The following is a 23,267-nucleotide window of genomic DNA, read 5'->3' on the forward strand; positions in this document are numbered from 1 at the left end:
GGATAAAGCAAAGCCGACTTCTATGGGGGAAGTCGGCTTTTTCAAACAGTATTGTAACTCAAGAGTTTTTTGCTAATTTAGTTTTGCGATTGATATGCTTTCACGTCTTGGCAGACTAATGTGTTTTGCTCATCACCCGCTGCTTTAGCATCTTTACGCGCTTCTTTTAAGTATTTTTTGAAGCCTTTGTCTTTGCTGCGTTTTTCTAATGCAGAGACAGCGTCAGTTTCATTGGGTAGGTAGTCTTTAACTAAACGTTCGTAACCTTGCGCAAAATCAGCATCTTTTTTGCCAATAAGACCTGGGCAAATTTCAGAAAGTACTTGAATTGCAGCTAATTCTTCAGGGGTTATGCTTTGTTGTGGAGTTACTTCAACAACATTTTCATTTTCGGTTTTATTTTCAGCCGTTTTTTTCTTGTCAGCAGCAAAACCCACTGTTGCCATGCTCATAAGTAAAACCAAAGAGAGCGATTGAACTAAGCTTTTCTTCATAAACATCGATAACCCGAAATAAAAAATTTAAATATGTCGATAGCTTAACCAATTTGTAGGTTAAGAAAATGGAAAAAATGTATTGTTATGTTGGTTTTCTGCTTAATACTAAGCAGAAAACCTCAATAAATAAACCTCTACTCTAAAAGAGCAAAAGATCTATTCTTTATAATTGACGATCTCTTCACAAAGCTCATGTTGCTCATGATGGTCCATTTGTTTTGAAGCTTGACGTGCTTCATTTAACAAGGTTTTAAACTCTGCATCATTTTGTAGAGTGGCGAGGGTAATGGATTTATTTGAATAACCGCTTAAATACATTGCGATAATTTTTTGAGTATTTGTCTCAAGTTTTTTATTTGTCCCTACAAATGCTGGACAAATTTCCTGTAAGACTTGCGTTGCAGCAATGTCATCTTTAATTAAGCTATCAGCCTCTTGTGTTGAGATATCCTCATCTGCAAAAACAGCTTGCGTACACAATGTGATACTGATCCCCAATACCTGAAAAAAAGGAGCGAAAGTTTTCATTTTTTCACAATTTTATAATGCTATGGAGGCATAAATATATATAATTCAAAGAATAATTCAATTGTGAAAACCTTTAGGTTTATTTGTAGAGAAAGATTTTAGTGAATATTTTGATTGCGAATGATGACGGTGTTTTTGCACCCGGTATACAAGCTTTAGCTGAAGCATTAAAACCACTTGGCCGTGTGGTTGTGGTTGCACCAGAAAGTGAAAGAAGTGGTTTTTCAAGCGCGTTAACATTAGATCGACCATTGCGCCCAATTCAAATTGCCGAAGATGTATGGGCCGTGAATGGTACACCAGCAGATTGTGTTTATTTATCCATGAATGGTTTATTTGATTTCGAATTTGATTTGGTCGTAAGTGGGATCAATAGTGGCGCAAACTTAGGTGATGATGTTTTATATTCTGGAACAGTAGGTGCCGCATTTGAAGGTCGTTTAATGAAGCAACCAGCCATTGCGGTGTCTTTAGCTGGACCAGATGTGCGCGCTTATAACAATAAAGAAGATTATGCTCAGGCTGCTCAGTGGGTTCATGATTTTATTGCAAGCGGACTGCCAGCTTTGCCGCCACGACATATCTTTAATATTAATATTCCTGATGTGCCACAGTTAAAAGGGGCACAAATTACGTATCAGGGACGCCGTGCTCAATCTAAGCCTATTACCAGTCATGTCGACCCACGAGGGCGTCAAGTTTACTGGATTGGGTTAGCGGGCGAGGCAGTTACAGATCCGCAGCCTGACTTAAGCCAGATTCAGTCTGACTTTTTTGCAGTGGCAAACGGATATGTAAGTGTTACCCCAATTCAGATGGACGCAACAAATTACGCTGTTTTAGAAGACCTACAGGTCAGTTTGAGTCAATAATTTGCCTCGAATGTTATAACTTTGTGAATAAAGAAAAAGAGGAACGTGTTTCCTCTTACTTTTTTGGTACTCTTAGCCGAAATGATTTGTAGCATTTAGTGAGGGAGATCAATGCATTTAATTGGGCAACAAAGCAAGGTGAATATCCAAAAAGACAAAATAATGAAAATTATGCTGTTGTCTGTAGCTGTAGGTTTTACTGTGGCTATGGCTGGATGTGCTTCTAAACCGCAAATTAATAATAGTTCTCGCTATGCAATGGCCCCTAACTATTACACGGTTCGTTCAGGTGATACTTTAAGTGGTATTGCAATGCGTTATGGTCTGGACTATATCAGTATTGCCGAAATGAATGATATTCCTGCGCCATATCGTATTTATGTCAATCAATCTTTGCGTTTGAAGAAAGGTTCTTCACCAAGAACGGTATCTACGCAAGTCATGGCGCAACCTGAGCAAATTAAGCGTCAAACCATTGCTTTACCAACAACACAGCCTGTTACTCCAGTAACTCAGCCTTCAACTACCGTACCTTCAACGAATACTACGGTGACTTCGGTTGCACCAAATTCGAGCTTACGTTGGATAAAACCGACTAATGGGCCAGTAATTCAAGGGTTTAATTTGGCAAATAATGTCAAGGGAATCCGTTATGGTGGAAATCAAGGTGACCCTATTTATGCCGCAGCCGATGGCCAAGTCGTCTATGCAGCTGATGGCTTAAAAGAATACGGAAATTTGGTTTTAATTAAGCATATTGACGGTTATATCAGTGCGTATGCTCACAATAGCAAGATGTTGGTGAAAAGCGGTGATAATATAACTGCTGGACAAAAAATTGCCGAAATGGGGTCTACTGGAGCATCTCAGGTCATGCTTGAGTTCCAGATTCGTTTGGATGGAAAACCGATTAATCCTATAAATCTTTTACCAAAATAGCTAATGCAAAAAAACTAGGTTTCCTCGTATAATGTAATTGGTTGCTTTCATTACAACAATAAGCATTTTTTATAAATTTAAAATTAGATTTGAGGAAACCTATGTTAGATCAGCTTCGTGCGATGGGTGTTTTTGCTTGTGTGGTTGAAAAAAGTTCATTTAGTGGTGCGGCACGTGAATTAGGAATTACAACAAGTGCGGTGAGCCAGCAAATTCGCTCCCTTGAGCATGAAATGGATGTAACTCTATTACATCGCTCCACTCGTAAACTTAGTTTAACAGAAGCCGGACAGGCTTTTTTTTCAAGCTGTCAAGAAATGTTGGCGGCTGCTGAAAGGGGAAAAATCAGAATTAATGAATTGAGGGATGACTTAATCGGGGATTTGCGTATTGCAACAACTCCGGATTTAGCAGTTCAACACCTCATTCCTGCATTATCTCACTGGATGTCAGCTCATCGCGGTTTATCTGTGCATTTCGAAGTTGGGCATCGCTATATCGATTTAATTGAAGAGCGAATTGATATTGCAGTACGAATGAGTTCTACTCAGGTAGAAGAGAGTAGCTCTGTCATTCCGATGGCTTTTGTCGATCAGATTATGGTGGCCTCTCCCAGCTATCTCAATCAATCAAGCCCGATTTTGCATCCAAATGATTTAAACAATCATGAGTTGCTTTCTATCAATGCAATGAGCGAATCACGTATTTTTAATTTTCAACATGCCAAAACTGGTGAAAAATTAAATATTGAAATGATCAGCCGTTTGCAAAGTAATAATTTGCAAGTTGCGAAAGCGTTATGTCAGCAAGGACATGGTATTGCCCGAATTTTATATTTAGATGCTCAAAAAGAGCTTAAGGCTGGTACTTTAATTGAGATCCTTCCTGATTGGAAACTTCCCGCTTTCACTTTATATGCAGAGACCGCAAAGCACGATCAACAACCGATGAAAATTCAACGTTGTGTTGAGGCACTTAAACAATATTTTAGCCAGTTGGCTGGCGGACGAGCGATGCAGATCGTTCGTTAATTTTGCAAGTCATAAGTAAAAAGGGCCTGTATTTTACAGGCCCTTTTTTATTACTTCTGTTTTAATGTGGCAACTTCTTCTGTATTTTCTTGTGGCAGATCGTCAGCAGTAAGTTCTTCATGCTTCTTAATTTTTTTCTTATTTTTCTTTTTCTTTTTTGGCTCTTCTTCAATTTCAGCACCATCTTCAATGGCTTGCCAATATTCAAGTTGTTCCATCACTGCTGCATAAATTGAATTTTTGCTGTATTTACCCTTTTTATCGAGTGCACCAACTGGACGAGCCATTAAAATTTCAAGTGCCTGATCAATCGTATCAATCGCATGAATATGGAATTGACCGCTGCGAACAGCATCAATAACATCCTGACGTATCATTAAATGCTGCATGTTTTGACGAGGAATAATGACACCTTGCTTACCGGTGAAACCTTGTAATTTACATGCATCATAAAAGCCTTCAATTTTTGCATTTACGCCGCCAATTGGCTGAACCTGTCCTAATTGGTTCATAGAGCCGGTAATCGCCCATGATTGATCAATTGGTATCTGGCTAATCGCAGAAATCAACGCTGAAAGTTCAGCAACAGTGGCACTGTCACCATCGACTTGACCATAGCTCTGTTCAAATGCCAGCGCAGCGGAGAAATGTAAAATCTGTTCACGGCCAAAGTGAGCTTTCAAGAAGCTAGACATGAGCAACACGCCTTTAGCATGAAGTGAACCACCAAGTTCTACACTACGTTCAATATCAAGAATATCACCGCCACCTTGATAAACAGATGCTGTTAAACGTGAAGGCAAACCAAACTCAACATCTGCATAATGAATAACAGAGAGGGCATTGATCTGACCTAAACGGTATCCTGACGTTTCGATTAATTGTGTACCACGTGAAAGATCTTGCCAGTAAAGCTCTCTTAAATAGCCTAAGCGATATTGTCGATGTTGTAGAGCTAGGTTGATATGCTGTTCAGTGACGATTTTATCGTTGGCTTTAAACGCATGGTGGTGCGCTTCCCGAATAAGGTCACCTAGAGTAGATGCATGTAATGATAATGAGCTTTGATCTTCTGCTTGGCGGCTAGAATCAGTGAGTAAAGCTGCTAAAGCGCTACGATCAAATGGTAATAATTTATCGGCTTGTACATAGTCAGCAATCAACTGCATATAAGCTTGTTCATTTGATTCATTACGTTGAAGAGTATCGGTAAAATCTGCACGTATTTTAAAGACACTACCAAGTTCCGGCTCAACCTCTAAAATTTCATAATAAATTTCAGGCTCAGCCATTAAGATCACTTTAATGTCGAGCGGAATTGCAGCAGGTTCAATCGAAATGCTACCAGTTAAAGTCAGCATATGTTCGAGTGACGATAATCTAAGCTGCCCAGATTTAAGAGCGCGTTTTAAACCTTGCCAAGCATATGGTTGTTCTAGTAGCTGCTCAGCTTCAAGCATTAAAAAGCCACCATTGGCTTGATGCAATGAACCAGGACGAATCAAGGTGAAATCTGTGATAATTGTGCCGTTATGGGTGAGCTGTTCAACGTGACCAAGTAAATTATAGTGTGTTGGAAAGTCTTCAAAAATAACAGGAGCGCCGCTATTGGGTTTATTTGCAACAATCACATTGGCTTGATAACGTGCAGGAACACGATTGAACATAGATGGAATAAAATCATCTTCCTCTTGTTCTAAAATCAGTTCAACATTATCAATAATATCTTGAGCATATTGTTTTAAGTAATCTTCGAGTCCTTTAACCTGACCATATTTATTTAAAATAAGATCCATTCTTGGTATAACGACTTGCGTTGCAATATCCCGATTTAACACAGACACTTTGTCACGTGCATCATCTTCTAAATCGCCTAAGTGTAGACCGAGGCGATCTAGCTTTTTATCCATATAACGGATATTGGCAGCAATTTCAGCGCGTTCTTTACTATTTAACGCATCAATATCTGTTTGGGTAAGTTCTTGAACTTGATCATCTTTAATTTGTACGGGTACAAAACCGTGTTTCTCATTACGAGAAATGAGTTTTAAGTCAAGTTCTTCACCTTCTTTGGTCAGTTCAACAAGCGCTTGCTGTTGTACATCACCTGTTTCCTGACGGATACGCTCAATACGGTTATGATAAGTCTCTGCACTAAAACGGCGTTCAAGTTGTTTTAAAATAATTTGCCAAGTTTGATCATGTGCCTGTTGAAATTTAGTCCCTTGACCTGCTGGAAAACGTAGGGCAATAGGTTGACGTGCTTGTTTGAAATTATAGACATACACCCAGTCATCAGGTGTTGGCATTGTTTTAGCGTGCTGCTGTAACAAACGTTTGATCATGGTACGTTTGCCTAAACCAGCAGTTCCTACAGCAAAAATGTTATAGCCTGAGTAGGGCAAAGAAATCCCTGCCTCTACAGATGCTTTTGCACGATCTTGACCTAAAAAATTATTAAGAGGTTTGATGCGTTTTGTCGAAGCTGGGATTTTTTCAAAATCTGGGATATGTGTCAGTTGTTCAGGTTTTAAAACGGTCTTATCTAAGGTCATTTTTATATCAGGTTTCTCAAAAGCTGAAGGAAATGCATTTACGGTGACGTTTGTGGTGTTTGTTTTAGCGAGTGATAAAGTTGAAATAGTCACTTGATCAAGTTTTTGTGTCACTGTTGATATCCAGCAAAAGAAAACGAAGGTTGAGGCCTAAAGGTATACAGGTTTAGTATAAAATATCAAGCAAACTTGCGGTTTTTATCGCCAAACCCAAAATGTTTGCATAAAGAATCTTGAAAGCAATTGTAAGAAGGGTTTGAATAGGCACATTTATAATTTATGGAAAATAAAAAACGAATGACCACACAAGCTTCAGGTTGGGTCTCGGCTTTTAAAGCATTTTTAGATCGCCGTGCATTGATTATGCTGTTTCTTGGTTTTTCTGCCGGAATTCCAATTTTATTAATTTTCTCAAGTCTCTCTTTATGGCTCGGAGAGGCAGGTATTGATAAAAGTGCAGTCACTTTTTTTAGTTGGGCGGCTCTAGGTTACTCTTTTAAGTTTGTTTGGGCTCCTCTCATTGATGAGTTACCTGTACCTGTTTTAACTAAGATACTAGGCCGCAGACGTGCTTGGTTGTTAATTGCGCAATGTTTGATTGTCCTTGCTATTTGTATCATGGCTTTTTCTGATCCAGCTTTAGGTCAGAGCTATCTGGTGCAAATGGCAGTAGGTGCGGTATTGCTTGGTTTTTCAGCAGCAACACAAGATATCGTAATTGATGCCTACCGTATTGAATTAGCAGAAACAGAAATGCAAACAGTGTTGGCATCTACCTATAATGCTGGTTATCGAATCGGAATGATCGTGGCAGGAGCAGGTGCATTATTTTTAGCTGCGCATTTGGGGACTGCTAAAGGTAATTACATTTACGAAGCTTGGAAAATGACTTATTTAACCATGGCAGGGGTTATGTTAGTCGGTATTGTAACGACGTTACTCGTTCGTGAACCTCAGGTAAATCGTGTTTATAAAAACTATAAGAGTAGTGATTATTACCGCTTGGTGTTCGTGTTTTTTGTTGCCGTTATTTCATTTGTAGTCACCTATATTTATTCTGGACAGATAACAGATGCAATCTCGCAAGCTGGAAGTATAAAAGACAACGCGGCATTATTTGGTTTAGAAGCTTTAAGATTTTTAACGGCTACAGCTTGTGCCATTTTTGTGGGCTATTTACTGGTTAAATTTGGTGTAGTTAACCAACAAATGGCTAAAGAGACATGGATTGCACCCATTCTAGATTTCTTTAAACGTTATGGTGTCAAACTCGCATTAGTCTTATTACTTCTCATTGGTTTCTTCCGTATTTCAGACATTATTGCCGGTGTTATTTCCAATGTTTTTTATCAGGATCTTAACTTTAGCAAAGAACAAATTGCCGAAGCCGTCAAAATCTATGGGGTGATATTTAGTTTAATAGGTGGCTTTTTAGGTGGCCTTTTAGCACAGCGTATAAACATTATGAAGCTTATGTTTGTCGGTGCAGTTTTGGCAAGTTCTACCAATTTAATTTTTATTGGACTGGTAAAATCTGGACAGCCATTAGATGTAGTTGATGTAAAAGTTGGTGAGCAAAGCTATAAAGTTCAGCCTGATGAAGTAGGCTTGTGGAAGCTTGCAGTACCAAGTTCTAGCTTTAATGGGGTGAAACAAATTGAGGTGAAAGCTGCTTATGCCACACAAAATGGTGTAGCACCTGTGACTCGTACTCAACCATTACTCACGACTGAATTAGCCAAATCACCTCTACAAATTTTACCGATCATGGGTAATGATCAAATTTATTTGAAAGAAGGAGAAAGGAGTATTGTGATTCGAGGGCAATACTTCGGGCAAGCTTTAACCCCTACACAAAAAATCATAATTAGTCTTGATGGACAAAATTTTGATGCAAAAATGTCAGATGAAAAAGGTATTTTTAGTGCAGCAATTGATGCGAAAAAATTAGTTGCATCGACCAGTAAAAAACTTGATGTAGCTGTAGTAGACGGCGAGCATAAAATATTTTCTGCATCCCATCCTTATGTCGTGAATTCAAATCTAAAAGCGACAAGTGAATTAGATGTGAATATTGAACCCCTAGCTTACGTTGACCCGCTTTCAGGTCAATCAGTTGAAATTAGCGGAAAGGTAATTAAACCATACAGTTCTTTATGGCTTTATTTTGCCATTATTGTCGACAATTTGGCTTCTGGCTTGGCGGGCGCCGCATTTATTGCATTCCTTTCAAGTTTAACGAGCGTGTCGTTCACAGCTGTTCAATATGCGATCTTTAGTTCACTCATGACGCTCACACCAAAACTTTTGGGTGGATATTCAGGTACCATTGTCAGTAATATTGGATATCCAAAATTCTTTTTGATGACTACTCTTATTGGTATTCCAATCTTGATTTTAGTGGTTTGGGTTGGAAAACTTCTAAAAGATCATCAAACACATGAATCAGAAAAGGCAGGTGAATAAACATGCGAATGCTTCATACAATGTTGCGAGTAGGCAATTTAGAACAATCTTTAAAGTTCTATACCGAAGTATTAGGAATGAAGTTACTTCGTAAGCGTGATTATGAAGAAGGGCGCTTTACACTGGCATTTGTTGGTTATGGTGATGAAGAAACCAATACTGTGCTTGAACTCACTCATAACTGGGATACTTCAAGTTATGATTTAGGCAATGCATACGGCCATATTGCCATTGGCGTTGATGATGCCTATAAAGCATGTGAAGAAATTAAAGCACGTGGTGGTAAAGTCGTGCGTGAAGCTGGCCCAATGAAAGGCGGCGTAACGGTTATTGCATTTGTTGAAGATCCAGATGGTTATAAAATCGAGTTGATTCAACAAGATGCTGATGCCAGAAATAACTAAATAAATGACTTAGGCGATTTAAGATTTAGGTCTTAAAAGTCTAGCTTTATTTTTAGAGCCCAGTATGATGAATGTCCGACCGAATGGTCAATTTATCAACTGGGTTTTTTATTTATCTAAAATAATCATAGGATGTGGCTATGTTGAAGTTATTGGCACTTGATCGATTTACAATTTTGTTGGTTGGAATGGTATTACTAGCAACATTTTTTCCAGTCAGTGGTCAAGCAGCGCAATATTTCAATACACTCACCACAGTCGCGATTGCAATATTATTTTTTTTGCATGGTGCGAAGCTGTCTCGTGAGGCTGTAATTGAAGGCATTTTGCATTGGAAAATGCATTTACTTGTATTCGCATTTACTTTTTTTGTTTTTCCAGTGATTGGTTTGTTGGCTAAGCCGATTCTGTTACCTCTATTAGGTCAACAACTGTACTGGGGTTTTTTGTTTATGTGCTTTTTACCTTCTACGGTTCAATCTTCTATTGCATTTACATCAGTTGCAAAAGGAAATGTGGCTGGAGCGGTCTGTAGTGCATCTTTTTCAAATTTAATTGGTATGTTTATTACACCAGTGTTGGTGAGCTTTTTTATTTTAGGCCAAAGCCAACATGGGTTCGATCCGACTGCTTCAATTATACAAATTACCTTGTTGCTGTTAGTGCCATTTATTTTAGGGCAAATATTACGTCCTTATATTTTTCCCTATATGGCAAAAGTTCCAAGTATTGTTAAAGCTTTCGATCAAGGTTCAATTTTGATGGTGGTGTATGGTGCATTCAGTGGGGCGGTAGTCGCGGGACTTTGGCATCAGGTGAGTTGGAAAACCTTACTTATTCTAACGGTTGCCTGTTCAGTTCTTTTAACCATCATCATGCTATTAGCACTTTATCTACCACGTGCTTTGGGATTCAACAGAGCAGATCAAGTCACGGTTTTCTTTTGTAGCTCAAAAAAGACGCTGGCAAGTGGTGTGCCAATGGCGCAAATCTTATTTATTGGCCAGCCTTTAGGCATGATTGTGTTACCCATTATGATCTTTCACCAAATCCAATTAATGGTTTGTGGGGTAATTGCAAATTACTGGGCTAAATCTAAAGATTAATTCGCAAATAAAAATTATTTGACGTATAATCTTGTCCACTTGTTGTGCTTAGCTCTAACCCTAGAGGTTTCGGTGGGCCAAAAGAATGGTCTGTTGTGGTGTTGATCTGCTCATTTGAGCCTGTCCTCAACTTAGTTGAGAGTGATCAATTGCGATGGCAGCTTAAGCCTTTCTAAATTAGGAGTAATCGACGATGCGCGCCGATATTCACCCAAAATATGCAACATTAGTAGCAACTTGTTCTTGCGGTAACGTAATCGAAACTCGTTCTGCTTTAGGTAAAGACACTATCTACCTTGACGTATGTTCAGCTTGCCACCCTTTCTACACTGGTAAGCAAAAGAATGTAGACACTGGTGGTCGTATCGACAAATTCAAACAACGTTTTTCTGGTATGTCTCGCTCTATCAAGCGTTAATACTGCAAAACGAAACAAAAAACGGGCTTTATGCCCGTTTTCTGTTTATAAGCGACAAGACCATTATTGGTCTTGTACGTCTGTTAAGCGATCAAGTTTATTCTGGAAATAGCGACCTTGTAAGAAACGTGCTTCCACATTCCAAGCATTAGCAAATAAGTTCATATCATTAAGATCAGCAAGTAAAATCCCTACTGGTTTTACAGTCAAATAGTTCAAAACCTTTTCTTGTAATTGCTCTAAACCAGCGTCTGAGTTTAATAGCTCTGTCTTCTTCGATTGCAATTTTAAATATTGAACGTCAAGTTGTTGCAATATCGATTCGCTATAAATAGAAGATGTGAAATCCCGAATTGAAATTTCTGCACCGTGTTGACGTAGGCGAGCTATTTGTTGCTGCACAATTGCAAGATGTGGCTGAATAGCTTGCTCTGGAAATTGTAAAACCAATGGGCTTTCTTGCTTACTCCCAATAATGGTGAGTAATTTGGAAATCAGCTCAGGGAATGATTTATCTTTAAGTAAGATATCAATATTTAAGTTAATAATCAGTTTAGCTTTCGGATACTGCGTAATAAAATTATGTAGCTGCTTGCTAGCCTCAACCAAGATCCAACGGTCTAATTGAATAGAAAGTTCACTATCATCTCTTAATGCAGCTAAATCGTTTAAATTGTGCCACTGTTCATCTGCAATAAAACCGCTAGTCACTTCATAGTTATGGGTTTCTTGATCATGCTTATCATAAATCTGCTGATATTTTAAATGGATTTCACCCCGTACTAACTGTTGCTTTAATTGTTGCAATAAAGAGGATTGCACAGGAACATCAACATTCTGAAGGCTTAGATCAAGCGATATAGAAGAGTTGGCAGGCTCAGGAGAGATAATATCGATGGTTGGCGCTAACTCGATTTCTGACTTCGCCTTAGGTAACTCTTGCTGACTTGTTTGATCAAGAAGCTTTGCAAAACTAGCTTCATTTAAAGGTTCAGTAATTTGCGCATAACTCAGCTTAAACTGGATCGAATAGTTAAGCTCATTAATCGGTAATAAATACTCTTTTTGCAAACTTTGCAGACTAGCCAATTGGGAATTAAGGACTGTACTGTTTTCGGCTTGCAAAACGCCAATATATGCCCCAAGTTCAAGATTGAAAATCGGCATTTGTGCCTGTTCTTTCAGGAAACTTTGCAGCTGATTAAAATATTGTCCAGGAGTTTGCCAGTCGAGTTGAAATACCCGTTCTGGGCACTGATTTAATCTAAATAAAACCAATGCATTTGCTTGAGCAGGGTGGGATGATAGCTGTCGATTAATCTGTTGCCAAGGTGTAATTAACCCATAACTCTTTTCAGAAAAAACAGTGTTTGCAGGTGTTTGTAAATCCAGTTGATAGTCAATGGTTAACTGTACGGCGTCTTCTTCCTGACTGGGAATAAATTCAAGTTTTAAAGCATTATTACCTGAAATTGCTGCGTGTTGACTCTGGATTTCAAAACGCGCCTGATCAAATTGACCTAATGAAATCTTCTTAAATCTTTGTTTAAAAATATTTAAATCATTGGGTTGTAAAACATCTAATATCGGCAGGCCAATAATCTCTTCTTCTTGCTTAAAGCCAAAAAGGTTGAGGTATTCTGTATTTGCCTTAACGTGCATGCCTTCTTGAAAGAGGGCGACAGCTTTATGGCTGTTATTGACCAAGGTTTGTGTATGAGAGTGAATAATCTCTAGTTCGCTGGTCAGGCGTTGCTCGGTTTGCAATAAATGGCTATACGACAAGGTTCGAATAAGCGTGATATAAAAATAATCTAATGGTTCTAATGGAACGACATCATAAATACCTTTATGAATATAGGTCTGATATTGCTGAGGTTGATAGTCTTCAGGTTGCAATAACAAAACAGGTAAATGTGGCTGCTCAGACGCTTGAATAAGGGAGAGGGTTTGTTCAATTTTTAGGTCATAAGCACGACCAAAAATAATAGCATCCCAAGGCGTATTTAGCTGTTTTTCAAAACTTTTTAAATCATCAAGTAATAATGCCTGAACTTGATAATCATTCCCCAATAATAAATTTAAAATCTGGTTATAACGTAGCTGGTTGTCATCAATAATGAGTAAACGTGTTTCAGTACGTTTTAACTTTTTAGATAATAAAGAGTTTCTCACTTTAGTGCTTCCCATAAATCTTGACTGCTAGAGTTATTACCCTTTTTCATCATGAACTGATCAAGCAGGCCTTGTTGCTGCTCATTCAGAAGTTCGAAATGAAATTGAATAAAACTTTGAGTAATGAGTTGTGCTTTGAGTAGATACACTTTGATTTCTTCTGTCCCCAATCGTAAATGAATTGTTTGTTGCTCTCTAAAAATTTGTGACCCCGGTAAAATTAGTGTGTTTTGTATTTCTTCTAGGTTTTGTGTTTGTAGTAATAGTGCAGGATGATAATTGCGCGTATGACGCTCAGCTTGAATATGCACTGCGCAAGGAAACATGGCCTGTGACAAAATCTCTAAACCTAACTCTAGGCTTTTTTCTGTCGACTGTTTAATCCAGCGGATGACCCCGCCACGCCATTGTCCATGCAAGGTTTCTTTAACTAAAATATATTCACCGGTTCTTAGATTTTTCGGTGCTTCCCCAGACCATTTAATACGATATCCATTGACACTAATATCGAGAACAGTGGTTTGATAAATGGTTTTAGTTTCACGACTTAAGCGTTGATAGGAAGTTGTTTGTTGTTCTTTTTTCTCTAAATTGGATAAAACTTTAGACTCACTTTGTAAGTTGTAGTTATTGTTCAGTTGTAGCGTTTCTTCGAAGTTTTTTGCTTTCGATAGATAGAAATGAGCCGTACTTAAACCAAAACAAATTTGTAGCTCTGCATTATATTCATACCGCTCATGACGACGTTGAGCCGTAGTACCTAAAATAGTTTGAACATGAAACTTTAAAGCTGGGCTTAAATAAAACTTTTCATTCTTGGAAATATATTGCGCATTTTTATGCATGGTTGCAGTGACATGCTCAAGTAAAGCCTGTGTGCCTATAAAAATGCTTGGGCTAAAGTTAGAGCTGCGTTTGGTGTTATAAACTGGTGGATGATCTTTACTTGGGTCGACCACATATTTCGTTAATGCTGTATCTTTCGGCAAAATATGAATCATTCTTGCCCAGTCAAAGCTACATTGAAATAATGCCTGAATTTCTGACTGACGAATTTGGTTTGTATTTAAAATATCGAGCAGAATCAGCTGAGCATAAGCTTGGGTAATATTTGCTAGAGGATGATGTACACCCTGAATATGGTTAATATTTACCAGATGATATTTATGTTGAACAGCGGTTTCATAGAGCTGATGTGCAATTAACCATTGCCCTTTGACCGGCTCACTATAGAGCATATGCTGCTGATATAAGAGACTGGTTAATTGTTTCAGCGCATGGAAAGTCGATAAAGTACGTGCCGTTTGCAAATTCTTTTTTTGTTTATAGGCAAACAGTGAAAAGTTTTGATGTTGTAATTGCTCATGGCTATTTTTAGCAATATTTAAATAAATACTGGCAAAATAGCAACGGAGCAACATTGCTAATTCAATAATGTGTTCATTACGGTCTGTGCTAATAACACCTTGGTTAAAAAAGTTTTTTTCAAGGCTCGCAAGAACGTTATTAATAGTGGGGTGAAGCGTTTGTATGAGATCGAAACGCAAGGTTTCGCTACATTTTAATTCATTGAGCTCTAAAATGGCTGTGAATAATGCTTTTGACGTATCGCCGAGTTGCATAATAGAAAGGGTAGTGACCCATTCATTAAGATCTTTAATATTGGCTTCACAAAAGCTTAACCGTTCACGAGTGAGTGCGGTTTGATTGTGAAAAATGTCCGATAGTGCATTATTCATCATCACTTATTATATAACTCAAAATGTTGTAGCCCCAAAAAGCGGTGTTTTATTCTTTTCGCCCGCAATTTCCCTGACGAGTTTAGGAACCAAATACCCCGGTAGGTTCGCTAACACATCACGATATATATCATCTATCTCAGATGGTATTAAATCAAAATGTTGTGCACCTTTTACTTTATCTAAAACATGTAAGTAATAAGGCATAACGCGAGCTTCAAATAAACGATAACTTAAATCAATTAATGTTTGCGCAGAATCATTAACACCTTTAAGCAATACTGCCTGATTAAGTACAGTAATGTGCTCATCAGATAACTGCAACAATTTTGAACAGGTAAAGTCATCGAGTTCAGAAGCGTGGTTTGAGTGTACCACCAGAATAATACGCAGCCTACTGTTTTTTAATAAAGAAATAAGCTCTTCGTCGATACGGTTTGGAATAACAATTGGAACCCGTGAATGAATTCTCAGAATCTTAATTTGTTTGAGAGATGATAAACGTTCTAGCCAAAGTGCTAATTTACGGTTAGAAAGTGTAAGAGGGTCTCCACCACTCAAAATGATTTCATTAATATTGGGATTCGCTTCAATATAATTTTTTATATTTAGCCAATCGTCATTTTTCGGTAAATTTTCTTGATAGGGAAAATGACGACGGAAACAATAACGGCAATGTACGGCACAAGCACCCGTCAAAGTCAGTAAAAAACGTGATTTATATTTATGTAATACACCGGGTAATTGATTTGCTGCTTCTTCACCTAAAGGATCAGTTACAAATTCAGGATGTTCTTCAAGCTCTAAATGATGAGGTAAAACCTGTAGCAAAAGCGGGTCAAAAGGGTCTTTAACGTTCATTTTTCCGACGAACGCGCGAGGAACCCGTAATTTAAACTGTTCAGAAGCCAGAATCGCACCTGATAATAGCTGATCGGTGGATAACTCGAGTAGGTTTAGCAACTCCAAAGGATCTGTAATAAGGTCACTCAGTTGCGATTGCCAGTTTTGCTCTTGGTATAAATAGTTTATCATTTGACACGATTAAGATAATGCAACAACGCATTATATCGCATAGTTGACTTGTTAAGTTTGGAGTGTGCCAGTCATGGCCAATTATTCTACAAATGATTTCAAGCCGGGCCTTAAGGTCATGCTTGACAGTAACCCATGTTCAATCATGGAAAATGAATACGTAAAACCAGGTAAAGGTCAAGCGTTCAACCGCGTAAAATTACGTAACCTTAGAACTGGTAAAGTTTTAGAAAAAACTTTTAAGTCTGGCGATACTGTAGAAGCGGCTGACATCGTAGAAGTAGAAATGGACTACTTATACAATGATGGCGAACTTTGGAACTTCATGGATCCTGTAACTTTTGAGCAAATCGCAGCAGATAAAACTGCAATGGGCGATGCTGCTAAATGGTTAAAAGACGATTCAAATGAAAAATGTACGATTATGTTGTTCAACGGCGTACCTTTAACTGTAAGTGCACCGAACTTCGTAGTATTAAAAATTGTTGAAACTGATCCAGGTGTACGTGGTGATACATCTGGCGGTGGCGGTAAACCAGCTAAGCTTGAAACAGGTGCGGTTGTTCGTGTTCCGTTATTTGTTCAGCAAGAAGATAGCGTTCGTGTAGATACTCGTACTGGCGATTATTTAGAGCGTGCATAATAGTTAAAAAATAAACTATTATCGAAGGGATGATGTAAATCATCCCTTTTTTTATGCGAAAGTATAAGAGGAAAAAAATTAAAGGAGGAGTAGAGTCACAAGGAGTGAGCAAAGAACAGTACATAACAATATAAAAATGCTGTAGTTATTTATTGAGAGGTTAAGAATGGACACAATGCAAGCGAAATCTACGCTTCCCTCCAAGCTAGTCTGGAGCCTAGTGGCAATTATAGGTGCAATTTCTTTTGGGATGCTGGCACTCAGTCGTGGTGAACATGTCAATGCGGTTTGGCTTGTACTTGCTGCAGCATGTGTATATAGCATCGCATATCGATTTTATAGTCTATTTATTGCAACTAAAGTATTTGAATTAAACCCAAGACGTTTAACCCCAGCACATCGTTTAGCCGATGGTCTGGATTATGTTCCCACCAATAAATATGTGCTTTTCGGTCACCACTTTGCGGCAATTGCCGGAGCGGGGCCATTGGTCGGGCCAATTTTGGCTGCACAAATGGGTTTTTTACCAGGGACAATCTGGCTACTGGTCGGTGTGGTTGTCGCGGGTGCAGTACAAGACTTTTTAGTTTTATTTATTTCAACGCGTCGAGACGGTCGTTCGCTTGGTGAAATGGCAAAACAAGAACTAGGTTCTTTTGCCGGTATTGTTGTAATGCTCGGTGCGCTTGGGGTAATGATTATTATCCTTGCAGTATTGGCTTTAGTTGTGGTTAAAGCACTTGCCCATAGCCCATGGGGTGTTTTTACTATTGCAGCGACTATTCCAATTGCATTATTTATGGGTGTTTACATGCGATTTATTCGCCCAGGACGTATTGCTGAAGTTTCTATTATTGGCTTCGTCTTAATGATGCTTGCTATTGTCTATGGTGGACATGTTGCAGCAGATCCTTACTGGGGTGAGTTTTTCACCTTAACTGGAACACAGCTCACTTGGTGCTTAATCATTTATGGATTTATTGCTTCAGTATTACCAGTCTGGTTATTGTTAGCGCCACGTGATTATTTATCAACATTCCTTAAAATTGGCGTCATTCTCGGTCTAGCAGTCGGTATTATCATTGCATTACCTGAATTAAAAATGCCAGCAGTGACTCATTTTATTGATGGTACTGGTCCTGTTTTCTCAGGTAGTTTATTTCCATTCCTATTTATTACTATTGCCTGTGGTGCTATTTCTGGTTTCCATGCGCTTGTATCAAGTGGTACTACGCCAAAGCTCATTAATAACGAAGCGGATATTCGCGTGATTGGTTATGGTGGCATGCTCATGGAGTCTTTCGTCGGTATTATGGCGATGATCTGTGCAACCGTATTAGATCCGGGTATCTACTTCGCAATTAATGCGCCTGCGGCTGTACTTGGTACAACTGTAGAAACTGCGGCAGAAGCTGTTCGTAATCTAGGGTTTGTCGTTACTCCTGAAATGTTAACGCTGTTGGCACAGGAAGTTGGAGAAACTTCGATTTTATCGCGTACAGGTGGTGCACCTACGTTTGCGATTGGTATGGCACATATCATTTCGGAAATTTTCAATAGCCGTTCAATGATGGCATTCTGGTATCATTTTGCTATTTTGTTTGAAGCACTTTTCATCTTAACTGCTGTAGATGCCGGAACTCGTGCTTGTCGTTTCATGGTGCAAGACACAGTGGGTATTGTTATTCCTAAGATTAAATCTTCTAGTTCATTCTTGGGTAATTTGGTTGGAACAGCCGTAGCAGTAGGTGGATGGGGATTCTTCGTCTATCAAGGTGTGATTGATCCATTAGGTGGTGTCAATTCACTATGGCCTTTATTTGGTGTTGGTAACCAGATGCTGGCTTCAATGGCACTCATTTTGGGTACAGTCATTTTGTTTAAAATGAAAAAAGAAAAATATGTATGGGTGACCATCATCCCAACAATTTTCTTATTCGTGACCTGTATGACTGCGGGTTGGCAAAAGATTTTCCACGAAAATCCAAAGATTGGTTTCTTAGCGCAAGCAAATAGATTTTCAGATGCAATCGCTCGTGGTGAAATTCTTAAACCAGCCAAAACTATTGCTGAGATGCAAAACATTGTGATGTCTAATCAGATTAATGCTGCGCTTTGTGGCTTCTTTATGATTGTATCGATTGTCATGATTATTGCTTCAATTGGTATTGTCCGCCGTGCTTTAGCAAGCCCAACACCGGCTGTAAATGAATCCCCAGCTGTATATGCTGATCCTGAAGTGGTCACCACGCGAGGAAAGTAATGATGAATTTTAAATTTGCAAAAAATGGAACTGTCATTATTGCGAAAATCATTAAAATGACGGTGCTCTCACAAAAAGAGCTATTGCTCTCTCCAAAGAACTGGTCACGCATTGCAACACTGTGGCAGCGTTTGCAGCAAAGCTTTCGACTTATGGTCGGCGTGCCAGATTATCAAACTTATCTGGAACATATGAAGCTTCATCATTCTGATTTAACACCAATGGATGCTAAAACTTTCTATCGCTATTGTGTCGATGCGCGTTATCCATCGGCTGGCGGTACTTTAAAGAAATGCCCTTGTTAAGTTGAGATTGATATTCAGCTAAACAAAACGGTATGTGGTTAAACCATGTACCGTTTTTCTTTTTTGGAAAATGAAAAAGAGTTTGCTTAAAGTCTGCTCATTTGTATTTTTTTCAATTGAAAATCACTTGTTTTGCTTTTGAAAAATGAATATTATGCTTTCCATCTTAGGTGTATAGCTCAGTTGGTTAGAGCGCTACGTTGACATCGTAGAGGTCTCCAGTTCGAGTCTGGATATACCTACCAAGACATTAAGTCATATAAACTCAAATAGCTTTACATGATTTAAAAAGCCCTAAACTATAATGGTTTAGGGCTTTTTTATTGGTTTGTATAAACTTATATAGCAGATTGATCCTTGTATCATCATTCAATTACTGAACTCATGATACAAGCTTGTTTGTCATAATTTGTATGAAAAGAACTGCAATTAAGAAAAGACCCTTATCAGATACCTAAGACCACTATATAAATGGATTACAATTCTATGAATAGTGATTGTAAGGTTTTTGATAGTAAATATTTTATTCAGCTTATTTGGTCTTGTGATGAAGGCATTTATAAGTTCAATCAGCTATAGGATTCTTTAGATATTAGCAGGGCACAATTCACTAAGAAAATAAGAATTATCGACAACATAAATACTTGATTATTTAAAGCGCTTTCGATATTCGATAGGAGATAAGCCTATATTTTTGCAAAACATTTTACTAAATGAAGAACTGTCCTTATATCCAGCTTGCCAAGATATCGAATCAAAACTCAAATTGGTAGTTATTAAAAGATCTTGTGCTTTTTGAATTCTCAAATTTTGGCAATATTCAACAATAGTTAAATTAGTTGCTTTTTTAAAACGTCTTAATAAGGTGCGCTTTTCTAAATGAGTCAATTCAACCAACATATCGATTGTAATCGTCTCATTATAATGTGTTTGCAACCAATGTTGTGCATTCACAATTACCTCGTCTCCATGATCAAAGCTTGGAACAAAATTTTTATAATATGATTGCTTTCGTATGGGTGGATCAAGCAAGAGATATTGAGCCATCTTGACCATAAAAGAAGTGTCGTAGATACGCTCAGTTAGTGTAAATCCCATATCAATCCATGACATTGGACCTGCCGTGGTAATGATATCGTTTTCATCAACCACCATCTTATTACAATCCACTTTCAGATGAGTTGACCTTGTTTTTAGCGTCGTAATATTTGACCAATGTGTTGTAACAGTACGCCCTTGTAGCACTCCTGTTTCTAAGAGAATAAAGATACCTGAACATATTGAACAGAGTATTACTCCGCGTTGATAAAGCTCTTTGAGCCATAAAACATAGACTTGAGCATCTTGCTGGGAAACTGGCTCTTCAAAACTAGGAGGAATAATAACAAAACTTATTTGGCTTTTATGATTTTCATGAGAATCAAAGACTTTAATGATCTGGTCATTTTCACTTTGCCAGTGAGTTACTTTGACTTGAGGGCTTTGAGAAGAAGGAACTTGATTATTTATAAATTTAAATAAATCTGTAAGCCCGCCAACTGAAGATAAATGTGCAGTTGGATAAAGCAATATAGCAATTTCAACCAAACTCCCCATATGTCACTTTTCACCATAAATCTGTCATTAATGACTATTAATCAAATTAACAAAATTTGTCAAGCTCTGCGCTATATCGAGATCTACATATAAAATAGGAAGAGATTATGTACGACATGAAAAACCTAGAAAAGCTTAAACAATTAGGTAAGCTAACACCTGAAGCATTTACTACCTTTTTAGCATTTAATGAAGCTGTTTTTAAAGACGGCCATATCCCTGCAAAATATAAAGAACTGATGGCAATTGCCCTTGCCTTAACAACTCAATGTCCATATTGCATTGAAGATCATAAAATACGCGCAAAACAAGCGGGCGCAACTGATGAAGAAATTGCAGAAGCAGCAATGTTAGCTGGTGCAATGCGAGCTGGTGGTGCAATTGCTCATGCAAGCCACTTACTTTAAATACCTTTCCTCTCTAATCCTATTTCAAAGTGAGAAATAAAATGAGTCATGCTCTAGTAATTGTTGATTTACAAAATGAATATTTGGCAACGGGTCAACTTCCTTTAGTGAATATTAATCAGGCTGTTGAAAACGCCAAAAAAATTCTTGTTGATGCTCGTGAAAAGAATACTTTTATTATTCATGTTCGCCATGAAGCATTAGAGACTGAATCACCTTTTTTTGCACCGAATACGGATGGCGTTAAAATTATTGAAGAAGTCGCCCCACTTGATAATGAAGTTATCATTACCAAGAATTATCCAAATTCTTTTTTAAAAACTGTGTTACTAGATACCTTGAAGAAAAACGGTATCGAAGAAATAACTATTATTGGAGCAATGAGTCATATCTGCATAGATGCCACTACACGTGCTGCCTCAGATTTTGGCTTTAACTGTACAGTAATCGAAGATGCATGTGGTCGAATGGACTTGGAATTTGGTGAGACTAAAGTCTCTGCACAACAAGTACATTCAGCATTTATGGCAGCATTAGGTTTTGCTTATGCTGAAATAAAGACTACAGCAGAATACTTGAGTTAAGTTATAAAGAGTTACTTCGTATAAAAACAGAGTAACTCTTTAGCTCGAAATAACTTTTCATTTCCTTGATGGCCAACTTATAGAATGATTAATCAATTACTTTCAAAAGCCATGAATAATATATCTCATCTCTTTTTGATAATTGAAATTTCATCAAGGGACATCAAGGAAACTTTTCCTTTTTACTTATACGAAGCGTTTGTAATTCACCTTGACAGACTAGCCTCTAAAAATAGAGAAGATTTCTCTTTAATTCATTATATATCAATAATTAAATGTGGTTTTAGTGGATTTTAAAAGGTTGAGTTTCGTCAAGGTGCGTCAAGGTAAACTCGTATAATTAGGATAACCAAGTTTAAGATTTAATTATTTCAGCAGTAATAGAGCATTTAGCTGTACAGTAATTTTTTATGGATGAGTCTCTATACTAAGCAATGCAATGGTTTTGACTCTTTTATAATTTTGTTTCGTACAGCTACGTACAACAAAAACATGATTTTTATTCAATTCTGTCTAAGTACGTCTAAGTAAATTTGCTTTACGGCGTTTTATGAAAAATACACTGTACACTATGTGCCATAAGGGTTTTAGTATTTTTTAATTATCCATCTCGTAAAGCTACGTAAAGCAAAAACCTGATTTTTATTCAATTCTATCTAAGTACATCTAAGTAATTACTTGGACGGCTTAGCCATGGATCATGATTTAAAATCCTCTACAAACTATGTATATCAATGGATGCAGCAGATTTCTAGCAAGTCTGCTTATCTGAATCTGTCCAAGTACGTCCAACAAAAACTTAGAAGAGAAGGGTGTGATTTTGTTTTACAAGATCAGATAGGGAGTTGGCTCTATGTATTGAGAAATAAGCGTTTGGATATATTTGCTTCTTAATTATTTATCGCGTTTCTCAGTAATTTGCTTTACTACTTTAATTTTGAATTCTTCAGGATATGGTTGACTAAAAATTAGCTTCTTATGGTTCCTAGATCTGACTATTCTGCTTTTATGAAATGACGTTCAATAAAATCTTTTAACTTTTGTTTTCTGCCCATCTGCTGCTAATGATTTTCCGAGTGACAGTACTAATCACAAGCGAATTGGATCTGTGGTCTGTGTGTACCGACCCATTGAAAATGTATTAATCTGTTTTATTTTTGAGCATATACATTTTCGTCTTGTATTAGTATAGATACTAATATAGTATCTATAAATGGCTTCCGTAAAGACTTCTCCTAAATGGCTTCTGTAAATACTCAATTTTCCATCGCTGTTCATGTACTTGCGGCAATTGCACATCACGAAGGCGTTTTCACGTCGGAAGTTCTCGCAGGTACGGTGAATGCGAATCCGGTTTTTGTTAAGAGAATCCTTGTTAAACTTTCGAAGGCTAAGTTGGTTAAGTCGACTGTTGGTAAGTCTGGTGGTTATGGCCTAGCCAGGAGCCCCAATAGTATTTCTCTCTTGGACATCTACTCTGCAGTTGATGCTCCAGATGCTTTTGCTATCCATACCTATCCCAAAAGGAGCGAGTGCATCATAAGCTGTAACATAAAAGAAGTCATGGGCGAAGTTCTGGCGAGCACTCAGGAGGCAGTCCGTAGGGATCTGGTTCAGACGTCATTGTCGGACGTGGTGTCCAAAATCAGGGCTAGGTCTAACTAGCTTTTTTTTACCCTAAATAGATACTTTTATAGGTACTAA

The 23,267-nt window shown here is 37.9% G+C and carries 20 protein-coding genes and 1 tRNA gene; 14 read left to right on the top strand and 7 right to left on the bottom strand.

Annotated elements, in window-relative coordinates; genetic code table 11:
- Positions 1 to 77: 77 nt before the first annotated feature.
- Both KTH84_RS07275 and KTH84_RS07280 read right to left on the bottom strand, forming a co-directional pair.
- On the bottom strand, positions 78 to 500 hold the full coding sequence (locus KTH84_RS07275; RefSeq protein ID WP_262472675.1) for an MCR_0457 family protein: 423 nt from the start codon (positions 498 to 500) through the stop codon (positions 78 to 80).
- A gap of 153 nt (positions 501 to 653) precedes the next feature.
- Positions 654 to 1,025: an MCR_0457 family protein gene (locus tag KTH84_RS07280; RefSeq protein WP_262472676.1), complete on the bottom strand. Its 372-nt coding sequence runs from the start codon at positions 1,023 to 1,025 to the stop codon at positions 654 to 656.
- A 101-nt stretch (positions 1,026 to 1,126) separates the two neighbouring features.
- On the opposite strand from KTH84_RS07280, the gene surE reads away from it, so the two are divergent.
- From surE to KTH84_RS07295, 3 genes are all read left to right on the top strand, one after another.
- Entirely contained in the window at positions 1,127 to 1,897 is a 771-nt protein-coding gene (gene surE / locus KTH84_RS07285) for a 5'/3'-nucleotidase SurE (protein WP_042898044.1), read from the top strand.
- A 111-nt stretch (positions 1,898 to 2,008) separates the two neighbouring features.
- A complete protein-coding gene (locus KTH84_RS07290; RefSeq protein WP_202742965.1) occupies positions 2,009 to 2,836 on the top strand; it encodes a peptidoglycan DD-metalloendopeptidase family protein in 828 nt (275 codons plus the stop codon).
- Between the two features lie 101 nt (positions 2,837 to 2,937).
- Positions 2,938 to 3,867 carry a LysR family transcriptional regulator gene (locus KTH84_RS07295; protein WP_262472678.1) on the top strand — a complete coding sequence of 310 codons (930 nt, stop codon included), beginning with the start codon at positions 2,938 to 2,940 and terminating at the stop codon, positions 3,865 to 3,867.
- A 50-nt stretch (positions 3,868 to 3,917) separates the two neighbouring features.
- Here KTH84_RS07295 and KTH84_RS07300 read toward each other — a convergent pair whose 3' ends face one another.
- Complete coding sequence (locus KTH84_RS07300; RefSeq protein WP_262472680.1) at positions 3,918 to 6,536, bottom strand: Lon protease family protein; 2,619 nt, start codon at positions 6,534 to 6,536, stop codon at positions 3,918 to 3,920.
- Positions 6,537 to 6,701: 165 nt separating this feature from the next.
- Between KTH84_RS07300 and KTH84_RS07305 the strand changes: the two genes are divergently transcribed.
- The 4 genes from KTH84_RS07305 to rpmE all read left to right on the top strand — a co-directional run bounded on the left by KTH84_RS07305 (position 6,702) and on the right by rpmE (position 10,816).
- Positions 6,702 to 8,888 (top strand): AmpG family muropeptide MFS transporter, encoded by a 2,187-nt coding sequence (locus KTH84_RS07305; RefSeq protein WP_262472681.1) that lies wholly within the window; start codon positions 6,702 to 6,704, stop codon positions 8,886 to 8,888.
- 2 nt (positions 8,889 to 8,890) lie between these two features.
- On the top strand, positions 8,891 to 9,292 hold the full coding sequence (gene gloA, locus KTH84_RS07310) for a lactoylglutathione lyase (protein ID WP_003650472.1): 402 nt from the start codon (positions 8,891 to 8,893) through the stop codon (positions 9,290 to 9,292).
- A gap of 134 nt (positions 9,293 to 9,426) precedes the next feature.
- Positions 9,427 to 10,398: a bile acid:sodium symporter family protein gene (locus KTH84_RS07315; protein WP_171058576.1), complete on the top strand. Its 972-nt coding sequence runs from the start codon at positions 9,427 to 9,429 to the stop codon at positions 10,396 to 10,398.
- 193 nt (positions 10,399 to 10,591) lie between these two features.
- Positions 10,592 to 10,816 (top strand): 50S ribosomal protein L31, encoded by a 225-nt coding sequence (gene rpmE, locus KTH84_RS07320; protein ID WP_003650476.1) that lies wholly within the window; start codon positions 10,592 to 10,594, stop codon positions 10,814 to 10,816.
- A 63-nt stretch (positions 10,817 to 10,879) separates the two neighbouring features.
- On the opposite strand, the gene KTH84_RS07325 is transcribed toward rpmE, so the two are convergent.
- The 3 genes from KTH84_RS07325 to epmB are packed head-to-tail and all read right to left on the bottom strand — an operon-like array spanning position 10,880 to position 15,765.
- Positions 10,880 to 12,991, bottom strand: a complete 2,112-nt coding sequence (locus KTH84_RS07325) for an EAL domain-containing protein (protein ID WP_262472682.1) — start codon at positions 12,989 to 12,991, stop codon at positions 10,880 to 10,882.
- Positions 12,988 to 14,733: a GTPase gene (locus KTH84_RS07330; protein ID WP_262472684.1), complete on the bottom strand. Its 1,746-nt coding sequence runs from the start codon at positions 14,731 to 14,733 to the stop codon at positions 12,988 to 12,990. The genes KTH84_RS07325 and KTH84_RS07330 overlap by 4 nt, the downstream gene beginning before the upstream one ends.
- A gap of 15 nt (positions 14,734 to 14,748) precedes the next feature.
- Entirely contained in the window at positions 14,749 to 15,765 is a 1,017-nt protein-coding gene (gene epmB / locus KTH84_RS07335; protein ID WP_262472685.1) for an EF-P beta-lysylation protein EpmB, read from the bottom strand.
- Positions 15,766 to 15,838: 73 nt separating this feature from the next.
- Here epmB and efp point away from each other — a divergent pair, with 73 nt between their 5' ends.
- From efp to KTH84_RS07355, 4 genes are all read left to right on the top strand, one after another.
- Positions 15,839 to 16,408 (top strand): elongation factor P, encoded by a 570-nt coding sequence (gene efp / locus KTH84_RS07340; protein WP_004643557.1) that lies wholly within the window; start codon positions 15,839 to 15,841, stop codon positions 16,406 to 16,408.
- 166 nt (positions 16,409 to 16,574) lie between these two features.
- On the top strand, positions 16,575 to 18,671 hold the full coding sequence (locus KTH84_RS07345; protein ID WP_262472686.1) for a carbon starvation CstA family protein: 2,097 nt from the start codon (positions 16,575 to 16,577) through the stop codon (positions 18,669 to 18,671).
- A complete protein-coding gene (locus tag KTH84_RS07350; protein WP_004643555.1) occupies positions 18,671 to 18,976 on the top strand; it encodes a YbdD/YjiX family protein in 306 nt (101 codons plus the stop codon). The genes KTH84_RS07345 and KTH84_RS07350 overlap by 1 nt, the downstream gene beginning before the upstream one ends.
- Before the next feature lie 168 nt (positions 18,977 to 19,144).
- Positions 19,145 to 19,221 (top strand) — tRNA-Val (locus tag KTH84_RS07355).
- A gap of 403 nt (positions 19,222 to 19,624) precedes the next feature.
- Here the strand turns inward: KTH84_RS07355 and KTH84_RS07360 are convergent.
- A complete protein-coding gene (locus KTH84_RS07360) occupies positions 19,625 to 20,572 on the bottom strand; it encodes a GlxA family transcriptional regulator (protein WP_262472687.1) in 948 nt (315 codons plus the stop codon).
- A gap of 107 nt (positions 20,573 to 20,679) precedes the next feature.
- On the opposite strand from KTH84_RS07360, the gene KTH84_RS07365 reads away from it, so the two are divergent.
- The 3 genes from KTH84_RS07365 to KTH84_RS19055 all read left to right on the top strand — a co-directional run bounded on the left by KTH84_RS07365 (position 20,680) and on the right by KTH84_RS19055 (position 23,228).
- Positions 20,680 to 20,979, top strand: coding sequence for a carboxymuconolactone decarboxylase family protein (locus KTH84_RS07365; RefSeq protein ID WP_032063006.1), 300 nt, complete (start codon positions 20,680 to 20,682; stop codon positions 20,977 to 20,979).
- A 41-nt stretch (positions 20,980 to 21,020) separates the two neighbouring features.
- Positions 21,021 to 21,563, top strand: a complete 543-nt coding sequence (locus KTH84_RS07370; RefSeq protein WP_202742955.1) for a cysteine hydrolase family protein — start codon at positions 21,021 to 21,023, stop codon at positions 21,561 to 21,563.
- A 1,239-nt stretch (positions 21,564 to 22,802) separates the two neighbouring features.
- Positions 22,803 to 23,228, top strand: a complete 426-nt coding sequence (locus KTH84_RS19055) for an RrF2 family transcriptional regulator (RefSeq protein ID WP_410374399.1) — start codon at positions 22,803 to 22,805, stop codon at positions 23,226 to 23,228.
- Positions 23,229 to 23,267: the final 39 nt, after the last annotated feature.

This window comes from Acinetobacter sp. WU_MDCI_Abxb74 (assembly GCF_025513915.1).
Taxonomy (GTDB): domain Bacteria; phylum Pseudomonadota; class Gammaproteobacteria; order Pseudomonadales; family Moraxellaceae; genus Acinetobacter; species Acinetobacter calcoaceticus_C.